18 protein-coding genes are annotated in these 22,908 nt (G+C 72.0%); 11 read left to right on the forward strand and 7 right to left on the reverse strand.

The window, feature by feature from the left end; all coding sequences use genetic code 11:
- Window positions 1-34 precede the first annotated feature (34 nt).
- From ABZW11_RS12630 to ABZW11_RS12640, 3 genes are read right to left on the reverse strand one after another with little or no spacing between them, the layout of a single operon-like run.
- The gene (locus ABZW11_RS12630) at window positions 35-1,015 is read right to left on the reverse strand and encodes an ABC transporter substrate-binding protein (RefSeq protein WP_355415659.1); all 981 of its coding nucleotides are present in this window, start codon (window positions 1,013-1,015) and stop codon (window positions 35-37) included.
- Window positions 1,012-1,809, reverse strand: coding sequence for an ABC transporter ATP-binding protein (locus ABZW11_RS12635; RefSeq protein ID WP_355415661.1), 798 nt, complete (start codon window positions 1,807-1,809; stop codon window positions 1,012-1,014). Before ABZW11_RS12635 ends, ABZW11_RS12630 begins: the two co-directional genes overlap by 4 nt.
- Window positions 1,809-2,831 carry an iron ABC transporter permease gene (locus ABZW11_RS12640; protein ID WP_355415663.1) on the reverse strand — a complete coding sequence of 341 codons (1,023 nt, stop codon included), beginning with the start codon at window positions 2,829-2,831 and terminating at the stop codon, window positions 1,809-1,811. Before ABZW11_RS12640 ends, ABZW11_RS12635 begins: the two co-directional genes overlap by 1 nt.
- Before the next feature lie 236 nt (window positions 2,832-3,067).
- Here ABZW11_RS12640 and ABZW11_RS12645 point away from each other — a divergent pair, with 236 nt between their 5' ends.
- From ABZW11_RS12645 to ABZW11_RS12665, 5 genes are all read left to right on the forward strand, one after another.
- Complete coding sequence (locus tag ABZW11_RS12645) at window positions 3,068-4,093, forward strand: permease (RefSeq protein WP_355415665.1); 1,026 nt, start codon at window positions 3,068-3,070, stop codon at window positions 4,091-4,093.
- Window positions 4,090-4,779: a TIGR03943 family protein gene (locus tag ABZW11_RS12650; RefSeq protein WP_355415667.1), complete on the forward strand. Its 690-nt coding sequence runs from the start codon at window positions 4,090-4,092 to the stop codon at window positions 4,777-4,779. The genes ABZW11_RS12645 and ABZW11_RS12650 overlap by 4 nt, the downstream gene beginning before the upstream one ends.
- Before the next feature lie 11 nt (window positions 4,780-4,790).
- Window positions 4,791-5,627, forward strand: a complete 837-nt coding sequence (locus tag ABZW11_RS12655) for a TIGR03943 family protein (RefSeq protein WP_355415669.1) — start codon at window positions 4,791-4,793, stop codon at window positions 5,625-5,627.
- A 597-nt stretch (window positions 5,628-6,224) separates the two neighbouring features.
- The gene (locus ABZW11_RS12660; RefSeq protein ID WP_355415671.1) at window positions 6,225-6,797 is read left to right on the forward strand and encodes a class I SAM-dependent methyltransferase; all 573 of its coding nucleotides are present in this window, start codon (window positions 6,225-6,227) and stop codon (window positions 6,795-6,797) included.
- A gap of 26 nt (window positions 6,798-6,823) precedes the next feature.
- Window positions 6,824-7,027 carry a hypothetical protein gene (locus ABZW11_RS12665; protein ID WP_355415673.1) on the forward strand — a complete coding sequence of 68 codons (204 nt, stop codon included), beginning with the start codon at window positions 6,824-6,826 and terminating at the stop codon, window positions 7,025-7,027.
- Between the two features lie 107 nt (window positions 7,028-7,134).
- On the opposite strand, the gene ABZW11_RS12670 is transcribed toward ABZW11_RS12665, so the two are convergent.
- The 3 genes from ABZW11_RS12670 to ABZW11_RS12680 all read right to left on the reverse strand — a co-directional run bounded on the left by ABZW11_RS12670 (window position 7,135) and on the right by ABZW11_RS12680 (window position 11,107).
- On the reverse strand, window positions 7,135-8,793 hold the full coding sequence (locus ABZW11_RS12670; protein ID WP_355415675.1) for an ABC transporter ATP-binding protein: 1,659 nt from the start codon (window positions 8,791-8,793) through the stop codon (window positions 7,135-7,137).
- The gene (locus tag ABZW11_RS12675) at window positions 8,790-10,418 is read right to left on the reverse strand and encodes an ABC transporter ATP-binding protein (RefSeq protein ID WP_355415677.1); all 1,629 of its coding nucleotides are present in this window, start codon (window positions 10,416-10,418) and stop codon (window positions 8,790-8,792) included. Before ABZW11_RS12675 ends, ABZW11_RS12670 begins: the two co-directional genes overlap by 4 nt.
- Before the next feature lie 125 nt (window positions 10,419-10,543).
- Window positions 10,544-11,107 carry a TetR/AcrR family transcriptional regulator gene (locus ABZW11_RS12680; RefSeq protein ID WP_355415679.1) on the reverse strand — a complete coding sequence of 188 codons (564 nt, stop codon included), beginning with the start codon at window positions 11,105-11,107 and terminating at the stop codon, window positions 10,544-10,546.
- A gap of 93 nt (window positions 11,108-11,200) precedes the next feature.
- On the opposite strand from ABZW11_RS12680, the gene ABZW11_RS12685 reads away from it, so the two are divergent.
- Both ABZW11_RS12685 and ABZW11_RS12690 read left to right on the forward strand, forming a co-directional pair.
- Window positions 11,201-11,641 (forward strand): DoxX family protein, encoded by a 441-nt coding sequence (locus ABZW11_RS12685; protein WP_355415681.1) that lies wholly within the window; start codon window positions 11,201-11,203, stop codon window positions 11,639-11,641.
- 27 nt (window positions 11,642-11,668) lie between these two features.
- On the forward strand, window positions 11,669-12,541 hold the full coding sequence (locus tag ABZW11_RS12690) for a VOC family protein (RefSeq protein ID WP_355415683.1): 873 nt from the start codon (window positions 11,669-11,671) through the stop codon (window positions 12,539-12,541).
- Window positions 12,542-12,643: 102 nt separating this feature from the next.
- On the opposite strand, the gene ABZW11_RS12695 is transcribed toward ABZW11_RS12690, so the two are convergent.
- On the reverse strand, window positions 12,644-14,074 hold the full coding sequence (locus ABZW11_RS12695; protein ID WP_355415685.1) for a M20/M25/M40 family metallo-hydrolase: 1,431 nt from the start codon (window positions 14,072-14,074) through the stop codon (window positions 12,644-12,646).
- A gap of 9 nt (window positions 14,075-14,083) precedes the next feature.
- On the opposite strand from ABZW11_RS12695, the gene ABZW11_RS12700 reads away from it, so the two are divergent.
- The 4 genes from ABZW11_RS12700 (at window position 14,084) to ABZW11_RS12715 (ending at window position 22,889) form a co-directional block, all read left to right on the forward strand.
- Complete coding sequence (locus ABZW11_RS12700; RefSeq protein WP_355415888.1) at window positions 14,084-14,335, forward strand: VOC family protein; 252 nt, start codon at window positions 14,084-14,086, stop codon at window positions 14,333-14,335.
- Between the two features lie 438 nt (window positions 14,336-14,773).
- On the forward strand, window positions 14,774-16,852 hold the full coding sequence (locus tag ABZW11_RS12705) for a hypothetical protein (RefSeq protein WP_355415687.1): 2,079 nt from the start codon (window positions 14,774-14,776) through the stop codon (window positions 16,850-16,852).
- Window positions 16,849-18,327: a hypothetical protein gene (locus ABZW11_RS12710; RefSeq protein ID WP_355415689.1), complete on the forward strand. Its 1,479-nt coding sequence runs from the start codon at window positions 16,849-16,851 to the stop codon at window positions 18,325-18,327. Before ABZW11_RS12705 ends, ABZW11_RS12710 begins: the two co-directional genes overlap by 4 nt.
- On the forward strand, window positions 18,324-22,889 hold the full coding sequence (locus ABZW11_RS12715; protein ID WP_355415691.1) for a DUF6603 domain-containing protein: 4,566 nt from the start codon (window positions 18,324-18,326) through the stop codon (window positions 22,887-22,889). The genes ABZW11_RS12710 and ABZW11_RS12715 overlap by 4 nt, the downstream gene beginning before the upstream one ends.
- Window positions 22,890-22,908 lie beyond the last annotated feature (19 nt).

The following is a 22,908-nucleotide window of genomic DNA, read 5'->3' on the forward strand; positions in this document are numbered from 1 at the left end:
CCGGGCCTGACGCAAGGGACCGGTGCTCATCCGGTCACGTCTGGAGCTCGCGCAGGTATTTCGCGAACCCTTCCAGGCCGTCGATGTTGCGCGGCCCGCTGATGCCCTCGTTGTAGTCCAGGACGTAGAAGCGATCGTTGACCACGGCGGGCAGCTTGCTGGTGGTGGGGAACTCCTTCAAGAACTTGATCTTCTCCGTGGCGGGCTTGTCCCCGTAGTCCAGGATGACGATGACTTCCGGCTTGGCCTCGACCACGGCCTCCCAGGTGACCTCGCCCCAGCGCGCGTCCAGGTCGCCGAAGACGTTGCGGCCGCCGGCGAAGCGGATGATGTCGGTGGGCGGCACCTGGCTGCCCGCGGTGAACGGCTTGTCCGTGCCCGAGTCGTACAGGAAGACAGGGGTCGGGTCGCCCTTGGGCGCCTGCGCCTGGACCGCTTCGACGCGCTTGCGGTAGCCGGCGATCAGTTCCTGGGCCCTGGCCTCGACGCCGAAGATCTTGCCGAGGCGTTCGAGGTCGGTGTAGAGGGCCTCGAACGGCGCCACCCGCTCGGGGTGGCCGGGATAGTTGAAGCACGACTCGGTGTGCATGAAGCTCTGGATCTTCAGCCCGTCGAGGATCGCGGGGGTGATGCCGCGCTGGTCGCTGAAGCCGGAGCGCCAGCCGGCGACCACGAAGTCGGCCTTGGCGTCCACGACGAGCTCCCGGTTCAGCAGGTCGTCGCTGAGGAACTTCACTTTGGCGTACTCCGCCGCCCAGGGCGACTCGGTGACCGGCGGGTTGGCGGGTGGCATCACGTAGCCGTGCACGTGCTGGGTCAGGCCGAGGGCGAACAGCTTGTCGGCGCTGCCGCCCTCGTAGACGACGGCCCGGCGGGGCGTGGTGTACTGGACGTCCTCGCCGCACCTCTTGACCGTCACCGTGCGCGCGGCGCTCGCGCCGTCCTCCACCTGCGCGCCGCATCCGGCGAGCAGGAGGGCGCCGGCCAGGAGCACGGCGGGGGTGCGTCTGTTCACTTCGGGTTTCCTTTCATGGTCGTGGCCGTGCCCAGGTCGTAGAGCACCTGGGGGACCCCGGTGAGCGGATGGGGGACGACGCTCGCCTCGACGCCGAACGCCTCGCGCAGGAGCTCCTCGGTGAGCACCTCGGCGGGCGGGCCGCACGCGACGAGGACGCCGTGGGAGAGCACGGCGAGCCGGTCGCAGGCGGAGGCGGCCAGGTTGAGGTCGTGCAGGGTGACCAGCACGCTCAGCGCGGCGCCCCTGAGCATCGACAGCAGCCGGATCTGGTGGTGCAGGTCGAGATGGTTGGTCGGCTCGTCGAGCACGAGCAGCCGGGGTTCCTGGACGAGCGCCCGGGCGACCAGGACGCGCTGACGCTCCCCACCCGACAGCGACAGCACGCCACGGCCGGCCAGGTGCAGCACCTCCATCCGGGCCATCGCCTGGCGGCACAGCTCACGTTCGCGGGCGCTGAGCGCCTGGTTACCGCGCAGGTGAGGGGCACGGCCGAGGGCGACGATCTCCTCGACCGTGAAGTCCAGGTCCGCCCGCCCCTCCTGGGTGAGAGCGGAGATGACCCGGGCGCTGTCGCGCAGCGGCATCCGCGTCAGTTCCTCGCCGTCGATCCGCACCGCGCCGCCCGTCGGCTGCAACGCCCGGTACACGCAGCGCAGCGCCGTCGTCTTGCCCGAGCCGTTGGGTCCGACCAGCCCCACCACCTCCCCGTCGCCGACGGCGAGCGCCAGCTCGTCGACGATGGCGGCGCCGTCGATGGACACCGAGAGGTCGTCCAGCAGCAGGCGGGTCATCAGCGGCCTCCGAACAGGTAGCCTCGGCGGCGCAGCAGGACGACGAAGACCGGCACGCCGACCAGCGCGGTGATCACGCCCAGTGGCAGCTCGCGTGGCGCCACCAGGGTCCTGGCCACCAGGTCGGCCCAGACCATGAAGATCGCCCCGGCCAGCGGGGCGATGGTGAGCACGCGTACGTGTGCCGCCCCGGCCCACAGCCGCACGAGGTGCGGCATGACCAGCCCGACGAAGCCGATCGCGCCGCTGACCGCGACCATCGCGCCCGTGGCCAGCGAGGTCAGCACGAACAGGCCCTTGCGGAGCCTGACGGTGTCCACGCCCAGGCTCACCGAGGTCTCGTCGCCCAGGGCGAGCACGTCCAGGCTCCGCCCGGAGCGGCGCAGCACCACGACGGTGACCACGGTGACGACCGCCACGACCGGGAGCGCTCCCCAGGTCGCCGCGCCGAAGCCGCCCATCGACCAGAACAGCACCGTGCTGGTCGATTCGCCGTCCGGGACGAAGTACACGATCAGGCTCATCACGGCCTGGAAGCCGAACGCCATCGCCACCCCGGTGAGCACCAGCCGCAGCGGCGACAGCCCACCGGCGCCGCGCGAGGCCAGGTAGACCAGGGCGGAGACGAGCAGCGCGCCGAGGAACGCGCCGGCCGACACCGCGTAGATCCCCAGGGCGGTGAGCGCGCCGGTGGCGCTGACCAGCACCGCTCCGGCCGACGCCCCCGACGACACGCCGAGCACGAACGGGTCGGCCAGCGCGTTGCGCACCATCGCCTGGATGGCCACGCCGACCACGCTGAGCCCGGCGCCCACCAGCACCGCCAGCAGCACGCGCGGGGTCCGTACCTGCCAGATGATCTGGTACGCGGTGACCTCCTCGGCCGTGATCGAGCTGCCGGTCAGCGCCGCCCACAGGTAGTGCAGCGTCTCCCCCGGCGGCACGGCCGCGGCGCCGAGACCGATCGCCAGCAGCATCGACACCGCGAGGACACCGGCCAGCGCAACGACGATCAGCGGCATGGCCGGCCCCTTCGCTCCACCGGTGGGTGGATCTTCAGCTCCCGGGACCGCCGGCGACCATGCCACGCCGGAGTCCGATGGACCTGACTCACGCAACGATCTCAAGGACACTCCAGAAAATGAGAATCATTTCCGGCAGACCGTATCACCACGCCCGGCTCCCGCACTATCGGGCGTAAGCGGTGAGACAGCCGCGCTAGTCTGCTGCCGCGTACCTGAGTGCGGGCGGGAGGGTGATGGCGCAGCCGAGTACGGCGGACCGGCCGGTCCCGGGCAGTGGCCGGCCGCCGGAGTCCCGGGCGCTACAGGGCTCGGCCGGATTCCGGCTGCCGTGGGCGCTGATGGTCCTGGTGGCCCTGCTGGTGGCGGGGCGTTTCCTGCTCGCCCCCCACCTGACGCATCCGGCGCTGCGGACTTGGGCGACCGTGTTCGTGGCGGTGTGCGTGCAGGCGCTGCCTTTCCTGGTGCTGGGAGTGGCGCTGTCTGCGGCCATCACCGCGTTCGTGCCCGCCTCGTTCTGGACGCGGGCGGTGCCCCGGCGCCCCTATGCGGCGGTGCCGGTGGCAGGCCTGGCCGGAGCGGTGCTGCCCGGTTGCGAGTGCGCGTCGGTGCCGGTGGCCTCCGGGCTGATGGTCCGCGGGGTGGCGCCGCCGGCGGCGCTGGCGTTCCTGCTGGCCTCCCCGGCGATCAACCCGGTCGTGCTGGTGGCCACCGCGGTGGCCTTCCCCGACGACCCGGCGATGGTGGTGGCCAGGTTTGGCGCCTCGCTGGCCGTGGCCGTGCTGGCGGGCTGGATCTGGGCCCGGTTCGGGCGCGCCGCGTGGCTGCCGGCGCCCCGCCGAATTGCCGGGACCGGCGAGGACAGGGTGAGCCTCTTCGTGGACGCGATGCGTCATGACCTGCTGCACGCCGGCGGGTTCCTGGTGGTCGGCGCGCTGGCCGCGGCGACCCTGAACGTGGTGATCCCCCGCGACTGGCTGACCGCGGTGGCCGGGGTGCCGGTCGTGTCCGTGCTGGTGCTGGCGTTCCTGGCGGTGCTGCTGTCGATCTGCTCGGAGGCCGACGCGTTCGTGGCGGCGTCGTTTACGGCGTTCTCCCCCACGGCCAAGCTGGCGTTCCTGGTGGTCGGGCCGATGGTGGACCTGAAGCTCATCGCCTTGCAGGCGGGCACGTTCGGCCGGGCCTTCGCCTGGCGTTTCGCGCCGCTCACGCTGGTCCTCGGGATCGGGGTCAGCCTCGTCGCGGGCCTGGCGCTGTCATGAGCCGCCAGGCACAGGGCGCCGTGTTGCTGATCCTGGGCGCGACGGTGCTGAGCATCTCCGCGTTCTCCACGACGTACGTCAACTACGTCAAGCCCGGATTCCGGCCGCTGCTCGTGGGGGCCGGCGCGGTCCTGGTGGTTCTCGGCCTGTTGTCCGTCGTCGGCGGCATGCTGGACCGGCCGGGCGCCCACCGGCACGGGCCTCGGGTGGCGTGGCTGCTGGCCGTGCCGGTGTTCGCCATCGTGCTGATCGCCCCGCCCCCGCTCGGCGCCTTCGCGGCCAGGCAGAGTGACGGCCCACCGGCGCTCGCCCGGAACGGGGCCTACAGCGCGCTGGCCGGGGGCGAGGTGACGGAGCTGACGCTGGGCGAGTTCATCGGCCGCGCCTACGCGCGGCCGGGGCCGTCGCCGGCCGGCAGGACGGTCAGGCTGGTCGGCTTCGCCGTGCCGGCCGAGGACGGCGGGGGCTGGTACCTGACCCGGATGCAGGTGCGCTGCTGTGCCGCCGACGCGCTCGCGCTGGAGGTGGCCGTCCAGGGGGTGGCCGCTCCGGCGGAGGACTCGTGGGTGGCGGTCACGGGCACCTGGGTTCCGTGGCGGGACGGGATACCGGATGACTACGTGGTCCCGGCCCTGAAGGCGACCGCTGTGACCGCCGTCGCGCGGCCGGCGGAGCCGTACGAATAGAGGTCTCGCCGGTGCACCGGGTAACGCAGAACCTGCTGCTCCTCCTGCTCGGCGGGGCGCTGCTGAAGATCTCCGTCTTCTCCGCGGACGTCGCCAACTATGTCAAGCCGGGATTCCGGCCGCTGGTGATCGCGGCGGGCGTGGCGCTGGTCGTCCTGGCGGTGGCCGCCCAGGCTCTGGACCACGGCCGGAGCAGGAGCGCGGCGCGCCGAACGGAGGTCCGCCGCGCCCGCGCGGCCGAGGAGGCGCATCTGGCGGCGCTGATCGGCCGCGACCCGGTCGTTCCCGCGCCCGAGCACGAGCGCGAGCGCGAGCACGCGGGAGGGCACACGGGAGGGCACACGGGAGGGCACGGGGTGGCGTGGTTGCTGGTGGCCCCGCTCGCGGTGATCTTCCTGATCGCTCCTCCGGCACTCGGCTCGTTCGCCGTACGGCAGGCCACGCAGACCCCCCATGTTCCTCCGCCGACTCTCGTCGAGGCCCGGTCCATCGTGCTGAAGGACGGCCGGGTGAACGTGCTGAGCATGCTCGAGTTCGCCCATCTGGCCTTGGACGACCCCAGCGGATCGCTGCGGGGCAAGACAGTCCGGCTGACCGGTTTCGCCGTGCCGTCGGGCCGGGACGACGGCTGGTACCTGACGCGCATGCGGATCGGCTGCTGCGCCGCCGACGCTCTCACGATGCAGGTCATGGTGAAGGGTGCCCCCGAGCCCAAGACCGATGCGTGGGTGCGGGTGACCGGCACCTGGATTCCGCGGAAAGCTCGTGGGACGGACGCCTACTCTCCGCCCGAGATGAGCGCTTCCCGCGTGGAGCGGGTGGCGGTGCCCGACGAACCGTACGAATGAGCCTGGCTGAGCGATCTGACCGCCTGATCCATCCGGGGTTACGCGAATCATCCGACAATGATTATCATTTGCTCAACTTGTCAGGACATCGACCGTGAAGGGTGAGGCATGTCCTCTGCTCGAGTTTCCTCGGTACTGGCGCCCGCTCGTACACACCGCGGTGATCGGGCTCACGGTCATGTTCACCCTGCAGGGCACCATGACCATCGCGGTGATGATCGGCATGATGATCGTCACTCTCCGGATGCTCGACCCGATCTCCCAGCTCGGCGAGCTGGCCGGCACCGTGCAGGTCAACGCCGACGCCATCGCCCCTCGACCAGGGCCGGATCACCGAGCACGGCGACCACGACACCCTGCTCACCGCCGGCGGCACCTACGCGCGCTTCTGGCACGAGCGCCTGCGCGCCCGCGGCTGGCAGCTCACCCCGGAAGGAACCGCATGACCGCCGCCATACCGTCGTGTGCGCGCTGCTGGCCGAGGTGGTCAGCTGGGTGGGCGGCCACCGGTCACGCCGGCTGAACGAGCTGTGCCCCCGCCCCCCTTGAACGCCCCGGAAAAGCCCGCACCCGACCCTCTCCCTACGGAGATCCCCCATGACATCCGCCGGCATCGCCGCCGTCTTCGACACTGCCGCTACTCAGTACGCAGCGGTCTCACCGCTGCTGTGGAACCCGATAGGCGAGGCCACCGTCGCGACCGCCGGGATCCGCTCCGGCGAACGCGTGCTGGACGTGTGCTGCGGCACGGGCGCCTCGGCCGTCCCGGCCGCGCGGGCCGCCGGGCCGCACGGCCAGGTGGACGCCATCGACCTCGCCGCAGGACTCCTCGCCCACGGCCGCCACCGCGCCGCCGCCGAAGGTCTGCGGAACGTGCGCTTCGTCCAAGCCGACGCGGCCACGTGGCAGGACCGGCCCTACGACGTGGTGCAGTGCGTCCACGGCGTCTCCTTCCTGCCGGACATGGACGTCTCCGTCACCCGCCTGGCCGGCCTGCTGCGGCCCGGCGGGCGGCTGGCCATCACCACCTGGGCCCAGGGCGCCATGGAGGACTTCGGCCGCCTGTTCGCCGAAGCCGTCGAGCACGTACGGCAAGCCCCGGTGGCTCCTCCATCAGGAGGCAGGCGGCGTCCAGGATCGACACCGAGGAGGACCTGCGCACCTACCTGACCGCCCGCGGGCTGACGCGGGTCGTCGTGACCCGCTTCCCCCTGCGCATCCCCCTGGCCAGTGCGGTCGCCTGGCAGGTGGTGCTCGGCAGCGGCTTCCGCGGCATGCTCACCGGCCTGGCCGAACCCGCCGTCGACCACCTGCGCGCCGCCTTCGGACGCCTCCTGCGTGAGCGGGGCATGACCGATCTGGACGCCACGTCCCTCATCGGCGTGGGCACGCGGCCCTGATCGACGGCGCCACCGGATCACCTTGCCGGCCGGGGTGGCGGTGTCGGTCAGCGGAGTGATCGGCCCGTACGTGACCACGCCCTCGGCCGGCGAGATCACCGGCTGCCTCACGGGCGGTGGGCGAACAGGTGGGACAGCCGCTCGCTGAGCTCGTCGTAGGAGCCTTCGGCGGCGACGCGTCCCTCTTCCAGCAGCACGATGTGGTCGGCCTGGCGGATGGTGGACAGGCGGTGGGCGATGACGAGCGTGGCGCGTCCCGCGGCGGCTTGCCGGAGCGCCTCGGTGAGGCGGGCCTCGTTGTCGGGGTCGAGGTTGGCCACCGCCTCGTCCAGGACGAGCACCGGCGCGCTCGTGGCGAGCGCCCGGGCGACGGCCACCCTGGCGCGCTGGCCGCCGGACAGGGTGGCGCCCCGCTCGCCGACCGGCAGCTCCGGGTCGAGGGTGAGCTGGGCGGTGCGCAGGGCGGCCGCCGCGTCGGCGCCGGGGGCGCCGAGCCGCACGTTCTCCTCGATCGTTCCGGCGAACAGGCGCACGTCCTGCGGCACGACCGTGACGTGCCGGTGCAGATCGGCGATCCGCGGCAGCGGCACGCCGCCGACCAGGATGCGCCCGCCGTCCGGGTCCCAGTAGCGCAGCAGCAGCGACACGCAGGTGGACTTGCCCGCCCCCGACGCTCCGACCAGGGCGACCGTCTGGCCGTACGGGATGCGGAAGGACATGCCGCGCAGCACGTCGGGCCCGTCGGGTGTGTACCGGAAGCGCACGTCCTCGAAGACCACGTCCGGCCGTCCGGCCACCTGGAGGGGCTCGCGCGGCGGCGGCACGTTGGCGGGCGCGGTGACCAGGGTGTGCACGCGGCCGGCCGCCGCGCGCAACGTGCCGTACTCCTTGAGCAGCAGCGCCACCTGCGCCGCTGGGCCGAGCGCGCCGGCGGCCAGCACCATGGCCACCGGCGCGGCGGCGGGGTTCCGGATCACCGTGGCGACCAGGAGCAGCGTCCCGGCCGCCGCGACGGCGAGGAGCAGGTCGGTGAGGGCGGCCTCCAGCCCGCCGCGCGCCGCGTCGGCCGCCTGGGCGCGGGCCAGCCGGCGGGTCCTGCGCGCCAGCAGGTCTCTGCGGCGTTCGAGCGCTCTGAAGGCGGTGAGCTCGGGCATGCCCTGGACGGTGTCGATGACGTCGGAGGTCAGCTCGGCGGTGGCGGCCCTCAGTTCGTCGCCCTGCCTGCGCGAGGTGTCACGGAACCACAGCGGCACGGCCACCACGCATGCGGCCAGCGGCAGCGACACCGTCAGCAGCAGCGGATCGATCGTCGCCGCGGCCACGCTGCCCGCGACGAGCACCGTGCCGGCCGTGATGAGCTGCGCCAGCGTGTGGGCGAACAGCCACTCCAGGGTCTCGATGTCCGACAGCGCGACCGCCGACAGGTCGCCGCTGCGGCGGCCGAGCAGGCGGGCCGGGGCGATCCTGGCGATCGCGTCGTACACCTGGCCTCTGAGCCTGGCCAGCACGAGGTAGGCCAGGTCGTGCGCGACGTAGGTCTCCCACCAGGCGGCCAGGGTGGCGACGGCGACCAGCCCGCCGAGCACGGCGCCGGCCAGGTCGAGCGGGGCGCTCTGCCCGCTGATGGCGCGGCCGACGAGCCAGGCGCCGGTCACGGTCGCGCCGAGCGCGGCGAGTTGCCCGAGCAGGTTGGAGACGAGGGTGGAGATGAAGGCGCGGCGGTGCGCGCCGACGGCGCCCGCGAGCCAGCGGATGGACGGGTTCATGCCACGGTCTCCAGAAGGGTGCCGTCCTCCAGGGTCACCACGTGGTCGGCCTGGCGGACGGTGTCGGGCCGGTGGGCGATCATCAGGCAGGTACGTCCGCGCCGCACCTCGGACAGGGCCTGCGCGGTGCGCGCGTCCACGTGCGAGGTGGCCTCGTCGAGCACCAGGACGGGGGCGTCGGCCAGCAGCGCCCGCGCGATGGCCAGCCGCTGGCGCTGCCCGCCCGACAGCGTCGCCCCGCGCTCTCCCAGGGGCGTGTCGTAACCGTCGGGCAGCTCGGCGATGAAGTCGTGGGCGGCGGCCAGCCGGGCGGCGGCCATCAGGTCCTCGTCGGTGGCGTCCGGCCGGGCCAGGCGCAGGTTCTCGGCCACCGTGCCGTGGAAGAGGTAGGTGTCCTGCGCCACGACGGCGACATCGCCGCGCAGCGCGTCGAGCGTAAGGTCGCGCACGTCGATCCCGCCGATGGTGATCCTCCCCTGGTCGGGGTCGTGGTGACGCTGCAGGAGGGCGGCGAGCGTGCTCTTGCCCGCGCCGGACGGGCCGGTCAGGGCGACGGTGCGGCCCGGCTCGACGGTGAAGGAGACGTCGCGGACGGCGGGCCGCGGGGCGCCCGGGTAGGTGAAGGTGACGTGCTCGAACGTGATGGCGGGCGCGTCGGGCACGTCGCGTCGCGTGCCCCGGTCCTCGACGGACGGGGACGCCGCCAGCAGGGCCTCGATGCCGTCGACCGCCGTGATTCCGAGATATCCGGCGTGCCAGGCGTCGGAGAGGCCCTTCACCGGGCGGAAGCACTCCACGGCGATCACCAGGACCACGAACACCTCCCACGCGCTGCCCGCGGTCACGGCGGCGAGGATGGCCGCGGCGGTGCCCGCCTGGACGAAGAACGTGCTGATCCCGGTCTCCACCAGCGAGATCCTGAGCTGGCGCATCGTCGTCAGGTAGAGGCCGTGAGCTCGCCCGGCCAGCCGCGCGCCCAGCGTGCCGTCGGCCCCGAACGCGCGCAGCGTCGCCATGCCCTGCGTCGCCTCAAGGTAGTCGGAGGCGAGCGCGGTGAACGCGGCCCACCGGCCGCGTCCCCGCCGCAGCAGGGTCGCGTCCCAGAACCGGGGAATGACCAGGACCCCGGCCACGGCCGCGGCCAGGACCGCCGCGGCCGGCGGGTTGACCGTGAACAGCCAGCCGACCAGTGCCACGGGCACGCAGCAGGTGACGACGACCTGCGGCAGGTAGCGGCTGAAGTACGGGTCGAGTCCCTCCACGCCCTCGACCACGGTGGTCTGCACGTTCCCGGTGCGCGTGCCGGTCAGGTGAGCGGGCCCGAGCCGGCTCAGGTGCACGATCAGCCGGTCGCGCAGCCTGGCCTTGATCAGCCCGCCCGCCCACACGGTCACGACCTGCCTGGCCCACAGGAGCACCGCCCGGGCCGCGGTCACCGCCAGGGCCCAGGCCACCAGGCGAACGGCGGTCATGGAGTCCCCGCGCGCCAGAGCCGTCAGGGCCGCGGCGAGCAGGACGGCCTGGGCGACGTACGCGCCGCTGACGGCCAGGCCCAGGCCCACGCAGGCCGCGATGGGCCCGCTCACGCTGCCGGCCAGCTGCAGCAGCCGGCGATGGACGATCACTCGCTGTCCTTCCGATCCGTTCGAGGCATGGATTTGCCCTTGATGCGAAGCGAGCGTAAATGATAACTATTTTCACAGTCCAGCCGTGCTGACGCCGTGCTCACGCGGGGCGAGCGCCCGATCGCTCATCGCAGGGCGCCGAGGACGAGGTGGATCATCGAGCGGGCCAGCGCCTCCGGGTCTTCGTGAGTGCTCTCGGGCAGCGCGCCGCTGAGCCACAGGCTGGTGAAGCCGTGCGCCAGCGACCAGGCGGCGATGGTGGTCATCCGGTCGTGCTCGGGACCAGGTGACAGGGCGCGGGCGCTGGTGATGAGCACGTTCGCGGCGCGTTCGTGTGCGGCCTGGACGGCCGGATCGTCGGCGCGGTAGAGCTCGGGCCGGAACATCACCTCGAAGTAGGGCCGATGGTCGATGGCGAAGCGGACGTAGGCGATGCCGACCTCCCACACGTCATCGGCCGCGCGCTCGAGTGCGTCGCCGAACAACGCGAAACCCTCGACGGCCACGGCGGTCAGCAGGCCTTGCTTGTCGCCGAAGTGGTGGGCGGGCGCGGCGTGAGAGACGCCCGCGCGGCGGGCCAGTTCACGCAGGCTCCAGCCCGCCGGGCCCGACTCGCCGATGGCCTGCAGCGCGGCGTCGATGATGACGCGTTTCAGGTTGCCGTGGTGGTACTGATCGATCTCTCTCACCTCCGGGTCCGGTGCGACGACCTCACCTTATCTTGACATTGACAAGATGCGCATCCTCCTCCAATCTTGCCAGCGACAAGATTGGAGGACGGGATGGTTCCGTTCATCGCCCTCACCGGGGGCTTCGTCGTTCTGCGTCTCATCGGCCTGGCCGGTGTCGACATCCTGGACGGCTGGCAGCCGGCCCTGCGCGGCGCGCTCGCCCTGATGTTCGCATTCACCGGCGTGCCGCACTTCCTGCCCTCATGGCGGCGCGACTTCGTCGCCATGATCCCGCCGGCGATCCCGCACAAGGAGCTCATGGTCACGCTCACCGGCGTGCTGGAGCTGGCCGGCGCCGCCGGGCTGCTGTACCCGCCGCTCGCGCCCTACGCCGCGATCGGGCTGGCCCTGCTCATGCTCGCCATGTTCCCGGCCAACGTCTCAGCCGCCCGCCGCGGTCTCACCCTGGCAGGCAAGCCGGTGACGCCCCTGCCCACCCGTACGGCCCTGCAAGTGCTGTTCATCGCCGCCGCCGTCGCGGCGGCCGCCTGACCCACCGAACTCTTGAGGACGATCCACATGACCGCCGACATCGGCTCCATCGACCACACAGTGCTCATCACCACCGACCTCGCCGCGGCCGCCGCCCGCTTCGAGGCTCTCGGCTTCACGCTCAGCCCCGTCTCACCTCACCACCTGGCCGAACGACCCGGCGGCCCGCTCATGCCCACCTGCACCGCCAACCGGTGCGCCTACTTCGGGCAGTCGTTCATCGAACTGCTCGGCATCGTCGACCCGGCCGCCCCTGACCCCTGGGGCGTTCACCAGTTGCGCCGGACCTACCGCGGCCTGCTGATGACGCTCGGCTCACGCGACATCCAGACCACCGCCGACCGGCTGCACGCCGCCCGTCTGGCCTCCACCGGCATCCGCGCGCTGGAACGCGAGGTCGCCACCCCCGAGGGCGCCCGCACGGTACGCGCCGACAGCGTCCGCATCGACGCGGGACACACCCCGGAAGGAGCGCTCCAGGCCACCCAGCACCACACCCCGCAGTACGTCCACCAACCCCGCTACCTCGACCACCCCAACGGCGCCGTCGGCCTGTACAGCGTGCTGGTGGCCGTGCCCGACGACGAAATCGACGAGCACGAGGAGCGCTACGCCCGCCTCCTGGACGCCGACGTGTGGATCGACGGCCCCAAACACGTGCTCATGCTGCGACACGGCCGAGTGGAGATCATCCCGCAGTCCGCGCTCGGCGACGTCCTGCCTGGCCACACGGTGCCCGCCCTGCCCCTGCTGGCCGCCCACACCGTCGCCGTACGCGGCCTGACCGCCGCACGCCACCTCATCGAGCACAACATGATCGACACCCGCACCACCCCCGACGGCTTCTACGTCACCGCCGAGGAGGCCTGCGGCGTGCCACTCGCCTTCACCCAGAACTGACGATCCTCTCGCGTGCGGTGCGAGCCGCGTCGGCGCCGGGGCTGACGCGGTCTTGGCCGTGTCCGGCAGGCCCCGGGTGGCCGGGGCCCGCGTCACGAGGGTTCAGGCCGGGTCGGCGGCGCGGGCGTGGGCGTCGAGGAGGTGGGCGACGGCTTCCGTTACCTGCACCGCGAACGGGATGTTCAGCCATTCGTCCGGTACGTGCGCGTTCGAGTCCGCACCCAGCGCCCCCGTCACGACGAACTGCGCCCGCGGGTACCGCCTGCCGAGCATCTCCATGAACGGAATTCCGCCGCCGATGCCCAGGTTCTGGCACGGTTTGCCGAACACGCCCTCGCCGACCCGCCGCAACTCCGACGTCAGCCAGGGGGCGGTCGCCGGGGCGTGCCAGCCGTTCATCACCATGTACTCGCCCACCTCGACCTGCGCCCCGTACGGCACGTCGGTCGTGAGGATCCGCTCTAGCGCGGCCCGCGCCGCCTCGGCGTCGGCCGAGGGCGGCAGGCGGAAGCTCAGCCGCAGGGACGTCCGGTCGCGCAGCACGGCGCCCGCCACCCCCGGGTCGGGCAGTCCGGCGGCGCCGGTGATGGACAGCGTCGGCCGCCAGGTGTTGTTCAGGACGAGCTCGACCTCGTCGTCGGACACGCGACGCATGCCAGGCAGCACCGGGAGCCGGGGCACGGCGACGTCCGGATGCCGGGCGACGAGCTCCGCCGCCTCCGCGCGCCGCTCCTCCGGGATGGGGACCACCATCTCGGGCACCTTGACCTCGCCGGTCTCCGGGTCCTCCAGCCGGTCGAGCAGCAGGCGCATGACGCGGAACGAGCTCGGCACGATGCCACTCCCGAGCCCGGAATGCACGCTCGCCTCCAGAACCCGCACCGTCACGGTCGCCTGCACCGCGCCGCGCAGGCTGGACGTCAGCCACAACCGCTCATAGTCACCGCCGCCGCCGTCCAGGCAGACCACCAGCGACACCTCGCCGAGCCGGTCGGCGAGATGCTCCAGGTACGCGGGCAGGTCCGGGCTGCCGGACTCCTCCCCCGTCTCCAGCAGCATGACGGCCCTGGCGTGCTCGCCGCCCGCCTCGTGCACGGCCTCCAGCGCGGTCGTGGCCGCATAGCCCGAGTAACCGTCGTCGGCGGCGCCACGGCCGTAGAGCCGGTCGTCGCGGACCACGGCCCGCCACGGACCCAAGCCCTCCGACCAGTCACCGAGCGGCGGCTGTTTGTCGAGGTGCCCGTACAGCAGCACGGTCCCGGCCGCCGTCGCGCCCGGCGTCGCGGGCACGTCCACGAACAGCAGCGGAGCGCGTCCGTCCAGCTGCACGACCTCGCAGCGCGCGCCGGGCAGCCCCCGCGCCGCCACCCAATCCCGCACGTGCTCGACGGCGGCCCGCAGCTGCCCGTTCTCCTGCCAGGCGGCGTCGTAGGCGGGCGACACGGCGGGGATCTCGACCAGCCCGGACAGACTGGGCAGCACGTCCGTCGCCCAGGCCTTGCCGATCGATTCACGAAGTTTTTCAGAGTCCATCCCGCCATACTGACGCAAGCCCCGCACCACTCACGTACCTCCAGAAGGTCCAGCTCGAGCCGCGGCCGAAGACCCGTGCATGTCGACATCGTGTCCGCGGACTGGCCGGCGGAGATCGACCACCTGGCCGGCCTGGGCGCGAACGGCAAGGAGCGGTTCGAGGCCCATGCCTGGATGCGGGATCCGGAGGGCAACGACTTCTGCGTCGTCGACGGCAATCACGGAGGCTCCGGCCTGCAGCACGGGGGCGAGTTGACGTGACGACCTGATCCGGTGGATCACCGCCGCGACGGTCCATGCGGCGCAGGCAGCCTGCCGCCGGCCCCTCAGAGAAATGCCACAACCTGACAAATCACGAAATGTCACCTTGAATGCCCGAGGGCTATATACGAAGATCTCTTTTTGCATATCCGCCGACTTTCATGTGGGTCAACTCATTTCTTCGAAATACTTGCCACCGCCTCATTTCGCGGGTCCAATGAACTCGTAACGTGCGAGCCGAGATGCGCAGTCATCCCGACCGAATGAGGTGATGCGCGTGGCATCTCCCATGAAGGGCACCACTTCAGCCCGTCCTCGCGGGCAGACAAGATGAGTGACGATCCCGTCGGTGGTGAAGGGCGGCTTTCCCTCCACGAGCTTCTCGGGCCGCGCGCCGTCCCGCACTCCAGCACGCCCAGCGTGCATGCGGGAAAGGGAGTGACACGCGGCAAACTCGGCCATTTCGACCAGGGCACCGCCGGACTGATCGTCAGAAAGCCGGGGGCATCGGGCCGGTACATGCTGACGTGCGCGCACGTCCTCGGCATGGCACCGACCCCGGAGGCGGCCGACGACACGAAGATCGTGTACTCACCGGAGCTGAGCAAATGCTGCGAGATCGAGTGCAACAACCCGATCGGCACCGTGGTACGCGAGACCCTTGATCAGCTGATGGACAAGTCCATCCAGGCCAAGGTCAGGATCGGCCAAGTCGATTTCGCGGTGGACGCCGCGCTCGTCGAGCTCGCCGCCAAGACGGACGCGTCCAACGAGCTGCCGAAGATCGGCATGATCGCGGGGGTCCGTGACCTCATCGCGGAATGGACGCTCTCGGCGTCCGAGCCGTCGCCCGACTGCGCGGTGTCGCTGCCCGTCGAACGCCACATCGCGGTGCAGAAGTACGGCGCGAAGACCCAGTTCTCCCGCGGCAGGATCGTCGCGCTGAAACGGGTGCCGATCAAGGAGGTCGGCGGCGATGGACAGGCGTGGGTGTTCGAGGTCGAGGTCGTGCCTCCTCCCGCCCAGGAGCCGGTCACCGAGTACCGGCTGGACATGGAGCGGTATCTCACCGCCGACCCGACGAGCACCCCGCAGAAGATCAAGGCGCACTTCGATCAGTCCGGTCTGACCGTCACGGTCGGCGGCACCGCCGCCGAGCCGACGCTGATCGTCAGAGGCAAGCACTTCTCGGAGCCCGGAGACTCCGGCACCCCCATCGTCGACGACGACCGCAAAGTGGTGGGCATCCTCGCCCAGGGGCTCAAACAGATCATTCTCGTCAAGGGGATGAGCGCCCCTGTCGAGATCCTCACCGGACGCTCCCAGGGCATCTTCGTCGGGGCCGCGTTCAAGCACCTGAACGTCGAGCTGGCTCCGCCCGGCGTGACCACGGCCGGCGCCGCGGTCGCCGTTCCCGGAATGGCCATCAGGCGAGGCGGGCGCCCGCTGGACTGGTCGGCGGTCCACGCCGCATGGACCTCCCTGGAGCGCAGCGAGCTGGGCGAACGGCTGGGCAGGGTGATCCGCCGGCACGTGACCGAGGTCCGCGAGCTGGTGCATCACAACCGGCGCGTCATGGTCACCTGGCACCGCCGCAAAGGACCCGCGTACGTCAATGCCGTCCTGCGCGGCGCCGAGCGGCCGGACCGGCCGCTCCCGGCGGAGATCGACGGGGTGAGCCCGGTGGAGACGCTGACCGCGATGCGCGACGTGCTGATGAGGGAGGGCAGCGAGGGGCTGCGCGCCGACCTCGCCGCCCACGGCGAGTACATCCTGGACCTGCTGCGACGGGCGACCTCGCCCGACGGCACGCTGAGCCTGCCGGGTCTCATGGGGCCGCCGGCCGTGCGGATCGTCAACGCCCGCGGCGTGCCGGGCGTCGCCTCCGTCCTCGTACGCGACGCCGAAGGCGCCCTGCACCTGCTGACCGGCCACCACGTGCTCCACGGATGCGGAGCTCAGGCCGGGGACGTCGTCTGGGCGCTGCCGTCCGACGGCGACGAGCCCGTCCGGCTGGGACAGGCCGGACACGGCCACCTCGGCACCGTCAAGCATGACGGCGAGGAGTACTTCGTCGACGCCGCGCTGATCAGGCTCGACGACGTACGGAACCTGCCCGGCTGGCTGCGGCTCGCGCTCGCCGGTCCGTGGCCGGTGGAGGTCGCCCGCCCCGAGCCGAAGGCCCTGGTGTGCAAGCACGGGCCGGGCACCGGCCGCACCGACGGCGTCCTCCTCGACGTCGCCTACCCCGACCGGCCGTTCATCGACGGCCGCGAGTTCCGCGCGCCGGGGCAGCTGCTGGTCGGGCCGCGCGATCCAGGGCGGGTCTTCTCGACGTCGGGCGACTCGGGCGCCGCGCTGCTGGACGGGCAGCGCCGCCTCGTCGGGCTGCTCTGGGGAACCACCGCGGGCGGCGACGGCGTCGCCTGCCCCATCGCACCGGTGCTGGACCGCCTCGGCGTGACACCGGCCGGATCGGCCGAACCCGCGGGAGCGGGCAGGGAGGAGTCGCCATGAGCACGGTGGAGAATCTCACGACGCCACTCCCGTTCGCGGCGGCCGCTCCACCGTCCATCACGGCCGGCGCCAGTATCGAGACCAATCACGATAAAGGGCCCGGCTCGCTGGGCTGCTTCGCCCGCGACAGCAGCGGCCATCCCGTTCTGCTGAGCTGTTCCCACGTCCTGTTCCCCGGGTTCAAGGTGATCGACAACATGGCCGTCCACTCCCCCGACTACAGCTCCTGCTGCTCGGGCGGCGTACGGATCGGCCGTCCCGTCCACGACCCGAACCTCAAGGCCCAGCCCATCGAGGGCGGCGAGTGGGTGGGCGGCTACCGCGAAGGCCAGTGGACGGGCGGCTTCAACTGGATCTCCACCGCGAACGGCCACGCCAGCGAGACCGACTGCGCCATGGCCCGGCTCGACCCCGGTGTCACGTTCCACAACGCCTGGCGGGTCGACCTGGGTGGCACGGTGACCACGATCCCGATCAAGGGAGCGGTCACCAGCGGCCTCGGCATCGGTAAGGGACCGCCCCTGGGCACGTTGCCGACTCGCGAGCAGTACGTGCGGGTCTACAACGCCGTCAACGGGCGGCTCAAGTACGGCACCCTGCTGAGCAACACCCTCGCCCCGCAGGACCCCGCCGACCCCGACCGCATCGTGATGAGAATGGAGATCTCCGATCCCAGCGATCACGCGGCCGGGTCCATGACGAACGTCAACCAGTTCCTGATCCTGCCGAGGCCCAGCCCGATCCCCGGGCAGTCGCTGATCGACAGCTACCGCAACGGTGAGGAGCTGACCTTCGAGGGCGGCGACTCGGGCAGCGTGGTGATCAATCACGAGAACCGCGTCGTCGCGATGATCATCCGAGCGGGGCCGATCGACAAGTACATGAACGTCGACCTGAGCGCGCCCGAGTTCGCGAACGTCAGGAACATCGGCATCGCCACGCCCATCGGCAAGATTCTTCAGCGGCTCCAGGTGGAGATCCCCGCCGTCGAAAACGGCTGGTCGGGCGCCGCTCCCAGCGCCGGCGGCGCGGTCCACATCGTCATGGGCCGTCCTCCGTCCGCGGCCGAACTGGCCCAGCGGCGCGGGGTGGCGGAACTGCGTGACCAGCTGCGTACCAGCCTGCTCGGGCGGCTGCTGCTGGGCAAGATCGGACAGCACCGGAGGGAGGTGCGGGAGTTGCTCAGGTCGGAACGCCACGTCGCCGCCGCCTGGCAGGCCCTGCAGGGGGCGGCCTTCTACCATCACTGCGTGCGGGGCGTCCGCACTCCCGGGCACCCGATCCCGACGGTGATCAACGGCGTGAGCCGCGCCCGGCTGGCCGGCACCATGCTCTCCCTGCTGCTCCAGCACGCCGGGCCCGCGCTCGGCCGCGACCTCGAACGCTACGGGCAGAAGCTCATCGACGCGCTGCTGCCGGTCGAGACGATGCAGGACGTCCCCGCCGCGCTCGCCCGCCCGCGAGCGCGGTCGTGACCGGTGAGCGGGGCAGCCTCGACGGGCTGCTCGGCCGGCTGTCCACGCTGCTGTCCCCGCTGACCGGCCTCTCCCCTGCCGGGGCGCGCCAGTTCTTCGCCGGTGTCGGGCTGCCACTGACGGACGCGCAGGCCACCACCATCGCGCCGGCGCTCAATGCCACCACCGGGTCCGTCGGCTTCCTCCTTGAGTTGCTGCGCGACATCGAGGAAGCGGTCGAGGCCGAGCAGTGGGACGAGGTCCTGCGCCGGATCGCGCGCGCCGGCGGCCAGGTCAGCGCGGTCATCTCCGGCTTCGACGGGCTGAAGGCCGCGCTCGCGGGCCTGAACCTGCCCGGCGCGGAGCCGATCCTGGCGACCTTCCCCCAGCGGGTGCTCAACCTGCTGCTCGCCGACCACCTGGGCCGGCAGCAGGGCGTCAACGAGCTGCTGGAGTTCCTGGGCGTCCTGGTGCGCACGGACCGCAACGTCGGCCTGTTCGACCCGCAGAAGCCGTTCCACACCGAGAACGACTTCCACTTCGACCGCATCGGCGGCTGGCTGCGCGACCCGAACGCCCAGCTCGCCGCCCTGTACGACTGGAACGCGCCGGGCTTCGACGGCACCAGGCTCCTCGCCGTGCTCGACCGGATCGCCGCGTACGCGGGACTGCCCTCGCTCTTCGACCAGAGCGCCACACCGCCCACCCTGGACCTGATCTTCGCCTCGCTCGTCCCGCGCACCGACCTCGACCCGCCGGGCATCGCGCTGGAGCTGCCCCAAGGGCTGAGCACGGGATCGATCGAGCGCAGCGGCGAGGCATGGACCCTCACGCTGCGCCTCGACGCCGACATCCCGGTGGACACGACGCTGGTGTTCCAGCCCGGCGGGGCCAAGGTCGAGCCGCCGCCCGGCACCACCGTCGCGGGAACGGCCGAGGTGACCCACAGCTACCGCCGCGATCCCGCCGACCCGGTGGTCCTGCTGTCGCTGCCCGGCGGCAGCCGCGTCTCGGTCGAGCAGGTGGACGTGACGCTACGCCTGCGCGCCGAGCCGGACGGGCGGCTGGAGGTGCAGCTGGGGGCGCTGCTGCAGCGCGGCAGGGTCCTCGTCACCCTGGGCGGCGGTGACGGGTTCATCGCGAAGCTGCTCGGTGACGTACGGATCGAGAGCGGCTTCGAGCTGGGCGCCCGCTTCGGCCTGGCCGACGGCCTGCGCTTCGACGGCAGCGGCGGCCTGGAGGTGCGGCTCGCCTCCCACGCCGCCCTCGGCCCCGTCGACCTGTCGGCGCTCACGCTGCGGGTGGGCATCGAGGACGGCGCGTTCACCCTCGGCCTCACCACGGATCTGAAGGCCGCTCTCGGGCCGATCACGGGCGCCGTCCAGGGGCTGGGCATCGAGATCCCGCTCGCCTTGACGCCTGACGGCAAGGGCAGCCTCGGGCCGGTCGACGTACGGCCGCGCCCCAAGCCGCCGACAGGTGTCGGCCTGTCCATGGACCTCGGCATCGTCAGCGGCGGCGGGTTCCTCTTCTTCGACCCCGACCGCGGCGAGTACGCGGGCGCCCTGGCCTTCCGGCTGGCCGGGTTCATCGACGTGAAGGCGATCGGGCTGATCTCCACCCGCATGCCGGACGGCACGCAGGGCTTCTCGCTGCTGATCATCCTGACGGCCGAGTTCGGCGGGATCGGCCTGCAACTGGGGTACGGATTCACCCTGCTCGCCGTCGGCGGCCTGCTCGGACTCAACCGCGGCATGAACCTCGGGGCGCTGGCCGAAGGAGTGCGCACCGGCGGCGTCGAGTCGGTCATGTTCCCCAAGGACGTGGTCGCCAACGCGCCGCGCATCCTCAGCGACCTGCGGGCCTTCTTCCCGCCCGAGCAGGACACCTTCCTGGTCGGCCCCATGGTGAAGCTCGGCTGGGGCACCCCGACGCTGATCAGCGTCTCGGTCGGCGTCATCGTCGAGATCCCGGGCAACATCGCGATCATCGGCGTGCTGCGCTGCGTCCTGCCCGCCAAGGAGTTGCCGCTGCTGGTGCTGCAGGTCGCCTTCATCGGCGCGCTGGAGTTCGACAAGCAGCGGCTGTGGTTCTACGCCCAGCTGTTCGAGTCGCGCATCCTGTTCATGACGATCGAGGGCGGCATGGGCCTGCTCGTCGGCTGGGGCGAGGGCGACCTCGTGCTGTCGGTGGGCGGCTTCCATCCCTCGTTCAGGCCGCCGCCCCTGCCGTTCCCCGTGCCGCCGCGCATCTCGGTGGACATCATCAACCAGCCGTTCGCCCGCATCCGCGTGTCCGGCTACTTCGCCGTCACCAGCAACACCGTGCAGTTCGGGGCGAGCGCCGAGCTGGTGCTGGGCTTCGAGGACTTCGGGCTGCAGGGCCACCTCAGCTTCGACGCGCTGTTCCGGTTCTCGCCCTTCGCGTTCGTCATCGACGTCGCGGCGCACCTGTCGCTCAAGGCCTTCGGCGTCGGCCTGTTCAGCATCCACCTCAGGTTCCAGCTGGAGGGCCCGGCCCCGTGGCGGGCGCGCGGACGCGGGTCGATCTCGCTGCTGTTCTTCGAGATCTCCGCGGACTTCGAGCTGACCTGGGGCGAGAGCGACAATCCGACCCTGCCGCCCATCGACGTCCTGCCGCTGCTCTGCGACGAGATCGGCAAGGTGGAGGGCTGGGCGACCAGGCTGCCGAACGGCGCCACCCAGGCGCTGGTCAACCTGCGGACGCTGCCGGAGACCGATCAGCTCGTGCTGCACCCGCTCGGCACGCTCTTCGTCCACCAGCGGCTCATCCCGCTCAACGTGCGCATCGACCGGGTCGGCGCGCAGCGGCCACGCGACGGCAAGCGGTTCAGCATCGCGCCGGCGCCCGACAGCGGGCTGGCGCAGGTGTCGGTCCAGGACGACAAGTTCGCCATGGCGCAGTTCCAGGACGTGGACGACGCCGCCAAGCTGACCATGGCCCCGTACGAGGAGCAGGACGCCGGCCTCGAGCTCACCGCCCTGCAGGGGACGCTCGCCTCGGCGCGGGCGGTGCGCCGCAGCGCCCGCTACGAGCTCATGGTGATCGACAGCAGGGCCCGCGGCGCGACCGAGCTGCGGGCCGCGCGTACGGCGCCGCTGCCGGACACCGCGCCCGCCCGCACGAAGAGGCTCTACAGCGTCAGCCCCGCGGTGTTCCAGCCGCTGCTCGACGGCGCCAGCACCAGCCGCTCCCCGCTGTCCCGGCACGAGGCGACGCTCCGCCAGCCTTTCGCCGCCGAGGACACCCTCCAGGTGACCGGGCAGCGCTACGTCGTCGCCCACAAACGCAACAACCAGCAGGCGTTCCCGCCGGTCTCCGCCGGCGCGTCGAGCTTCCGCAGCAGGACCACGGCGGCCGAGGCGCTCGCCGCGTGGGTGGAGGCCGAGCCGAGCCTGGCCGGCACGCTGCACGTCATCCCGTCGTCGGAGGCGGCCGGCACCACGCCCGTCCCCGGCGGCTGGAGCGACGGCGCGGCACTGCCGGCCGCCGCCGCCACGGACACCGAGGTCCTGCTGTCCGGGGGCCGGGTGCTGCTCGCGGGCGGCGCGGACGCGACCGGAACACCGCTCACCGCCAGTACGGTCTTCGATCCCGTGGCGGGTACGTGGACGCCGACCGGCCGGCTCACGACCGCCCGCCACCTGCACTCCCTGACCCGGCTCTCCGACGGGCGAGTGCTGGCCTTCGGCGGAACGGCGGAGGACGGCTCCGCCCTGGCCGCCGCCGAGTTGTACGACCCGATCGCCGAGCGCTGGACGGCCGTCCCTGCGGGGACGTTCACCCCGATCGCCCGCCACGGGCACACCGCCACGCTCCTGGTCTCACAGAAGGTCCTGGTCACCGGAGGCACAGGACGCCGTGCCGGCGAACAGGCCGTCCTGGACTCCGCCCACCTCTTCGACCCTGCCACAGGAACCTGGCAGGACACCGCGCCGATGACCGACGCCCGTACCGGGCATCAGGCCGTCCGGCTGCGCGACGGCCGGATCCTGGTCATCGGCGGCGCGCTGCTCACCGGACGCGGCCGGGCCGCGCTCGCCTACTGCGAGATCTACACCCCGGCCACCGGCACCTGGACACCGGCCGGCAGCCTCACCACCCCGCGCGCCGGCCACCAGGCGACCCTGATGCCCAACGGCACGGTCCTCGTCACCGGCGGCGACACCCTCGCAGGACGGCACGGCACCACGTACAGAGCGGGCAGCCTGGACAGCGCGGAGCTCTACGACCCCGCCACCGACACGTGGACACCGGTCGCGCCCATGCCGGGCGGGCGCAGCCGCCACCGCGCGGTCCTGCTGCCGACCGGCAAGGTGCTGGTCCTCGGCGGCACGAGCGGCCCGCGCTTCGCCGCCGGTTTCCGCAACACCGCCACCTACGACCCCGGCACCGGCACCTGGACGAGCACCGGCGCCCTGACAACCGGCCGGTGGGACTTCGCCGCGCTGCTCCTCACCGACGGGCGGGTCCTCGCCGCGGGCGGCCGCGTACGGGCGGGCGCGGCGGCACCGGAAGGCCAGGACGTCCTGACGCCCACGGCCGAGATCTTCACCCCATGAACGCACCGACGACGAAGGG

Source organism: Nonomuraea sp. NPDC004580, assembly GCF_040609855.1.
Lineage (GTDB): Bacteria > Actinomycetota > Actinomycetes > Streptosporangiales > Streptosporangiaceae > Nonomuraea > Nonomuraea salmonea.

Excerpts from the sequence above, each read along its gene's own strand:
- ABZW11_RS12635 (WP_355415661.1), bottom strand. The coding sequence starts at position 1,809 with ATGACCCGCCTGCTGCTGGACGACCTCTCGGTGTCCATCGACGGCGCC.
- ABZW11_RS12640 (WP_355415663.1), bottom strand. The coding sequence starts at position 2,831 with ATGCCGCTGATCGTCGTTGCGCTGGCCGGTGTCCTCGCGGTGTCGATG.
- ABZW11_RS12645 (WP_355415665.1), top strand. The coding sequence starts at position 3,068 with ATGGCGCAGCCGAGTACGGCGGACCGGCCGGTCCCGGGCAGTGGCCGG.
- ABZW11_RS12650 (WP_355415667.1), top strand. The coding sequence starts at position 4,090 with ATGAGCCGCCAGGCACAGGGCGCCGTGTTGCTGATCCTGGGCGCGACG.
- ABZW11_RS12660 (WP_355415671.1), top strand. The coding sequence starts at position 6,225 with ATGACATCCGCCGGCATCGCCGCCGTCTTCGACACTGCCGCTACTCAG.
- ABZW11_RS12670 (WP_355415675.1), bottom strand. The coding sequence starts at position 8,793 with ATGAACCCGTCCATCCGCTGGCTCGCGGGCGCCGTCGGCGCGCACCGC.
- ABZW11_RS12685 (WP_355415681.1), top strand. The coding sequence starts at position 11,201 with ATGGTTCCGTTCATCGCCCTCACCGGGGGCTTCGTCGTTCTGCGTCTC.
- ABZW11_RS12690 (WP_355415683.1), top strand. The coding sequence starts at position 11,669 with ATGACCGCCGACATCGGCTCCATCGACCACACAGTGCTCATCACCACC.
- ABZW11_RS12695 (WP_355415685.1), bottom strand. The coding sequence starts at position 14,074 with ATGGACTCTGAAAAACTTCGTGAATCGATCGGCAAGGCCTGGGCGACG.
- ABZW11_RS12710 (WP_355415689.1), top strand. The coding sequence starts at position 16,849 with ATGAGCACGGTGGAGAATCTCACGACGCCACTCCCGTTCGCGGCGGCC.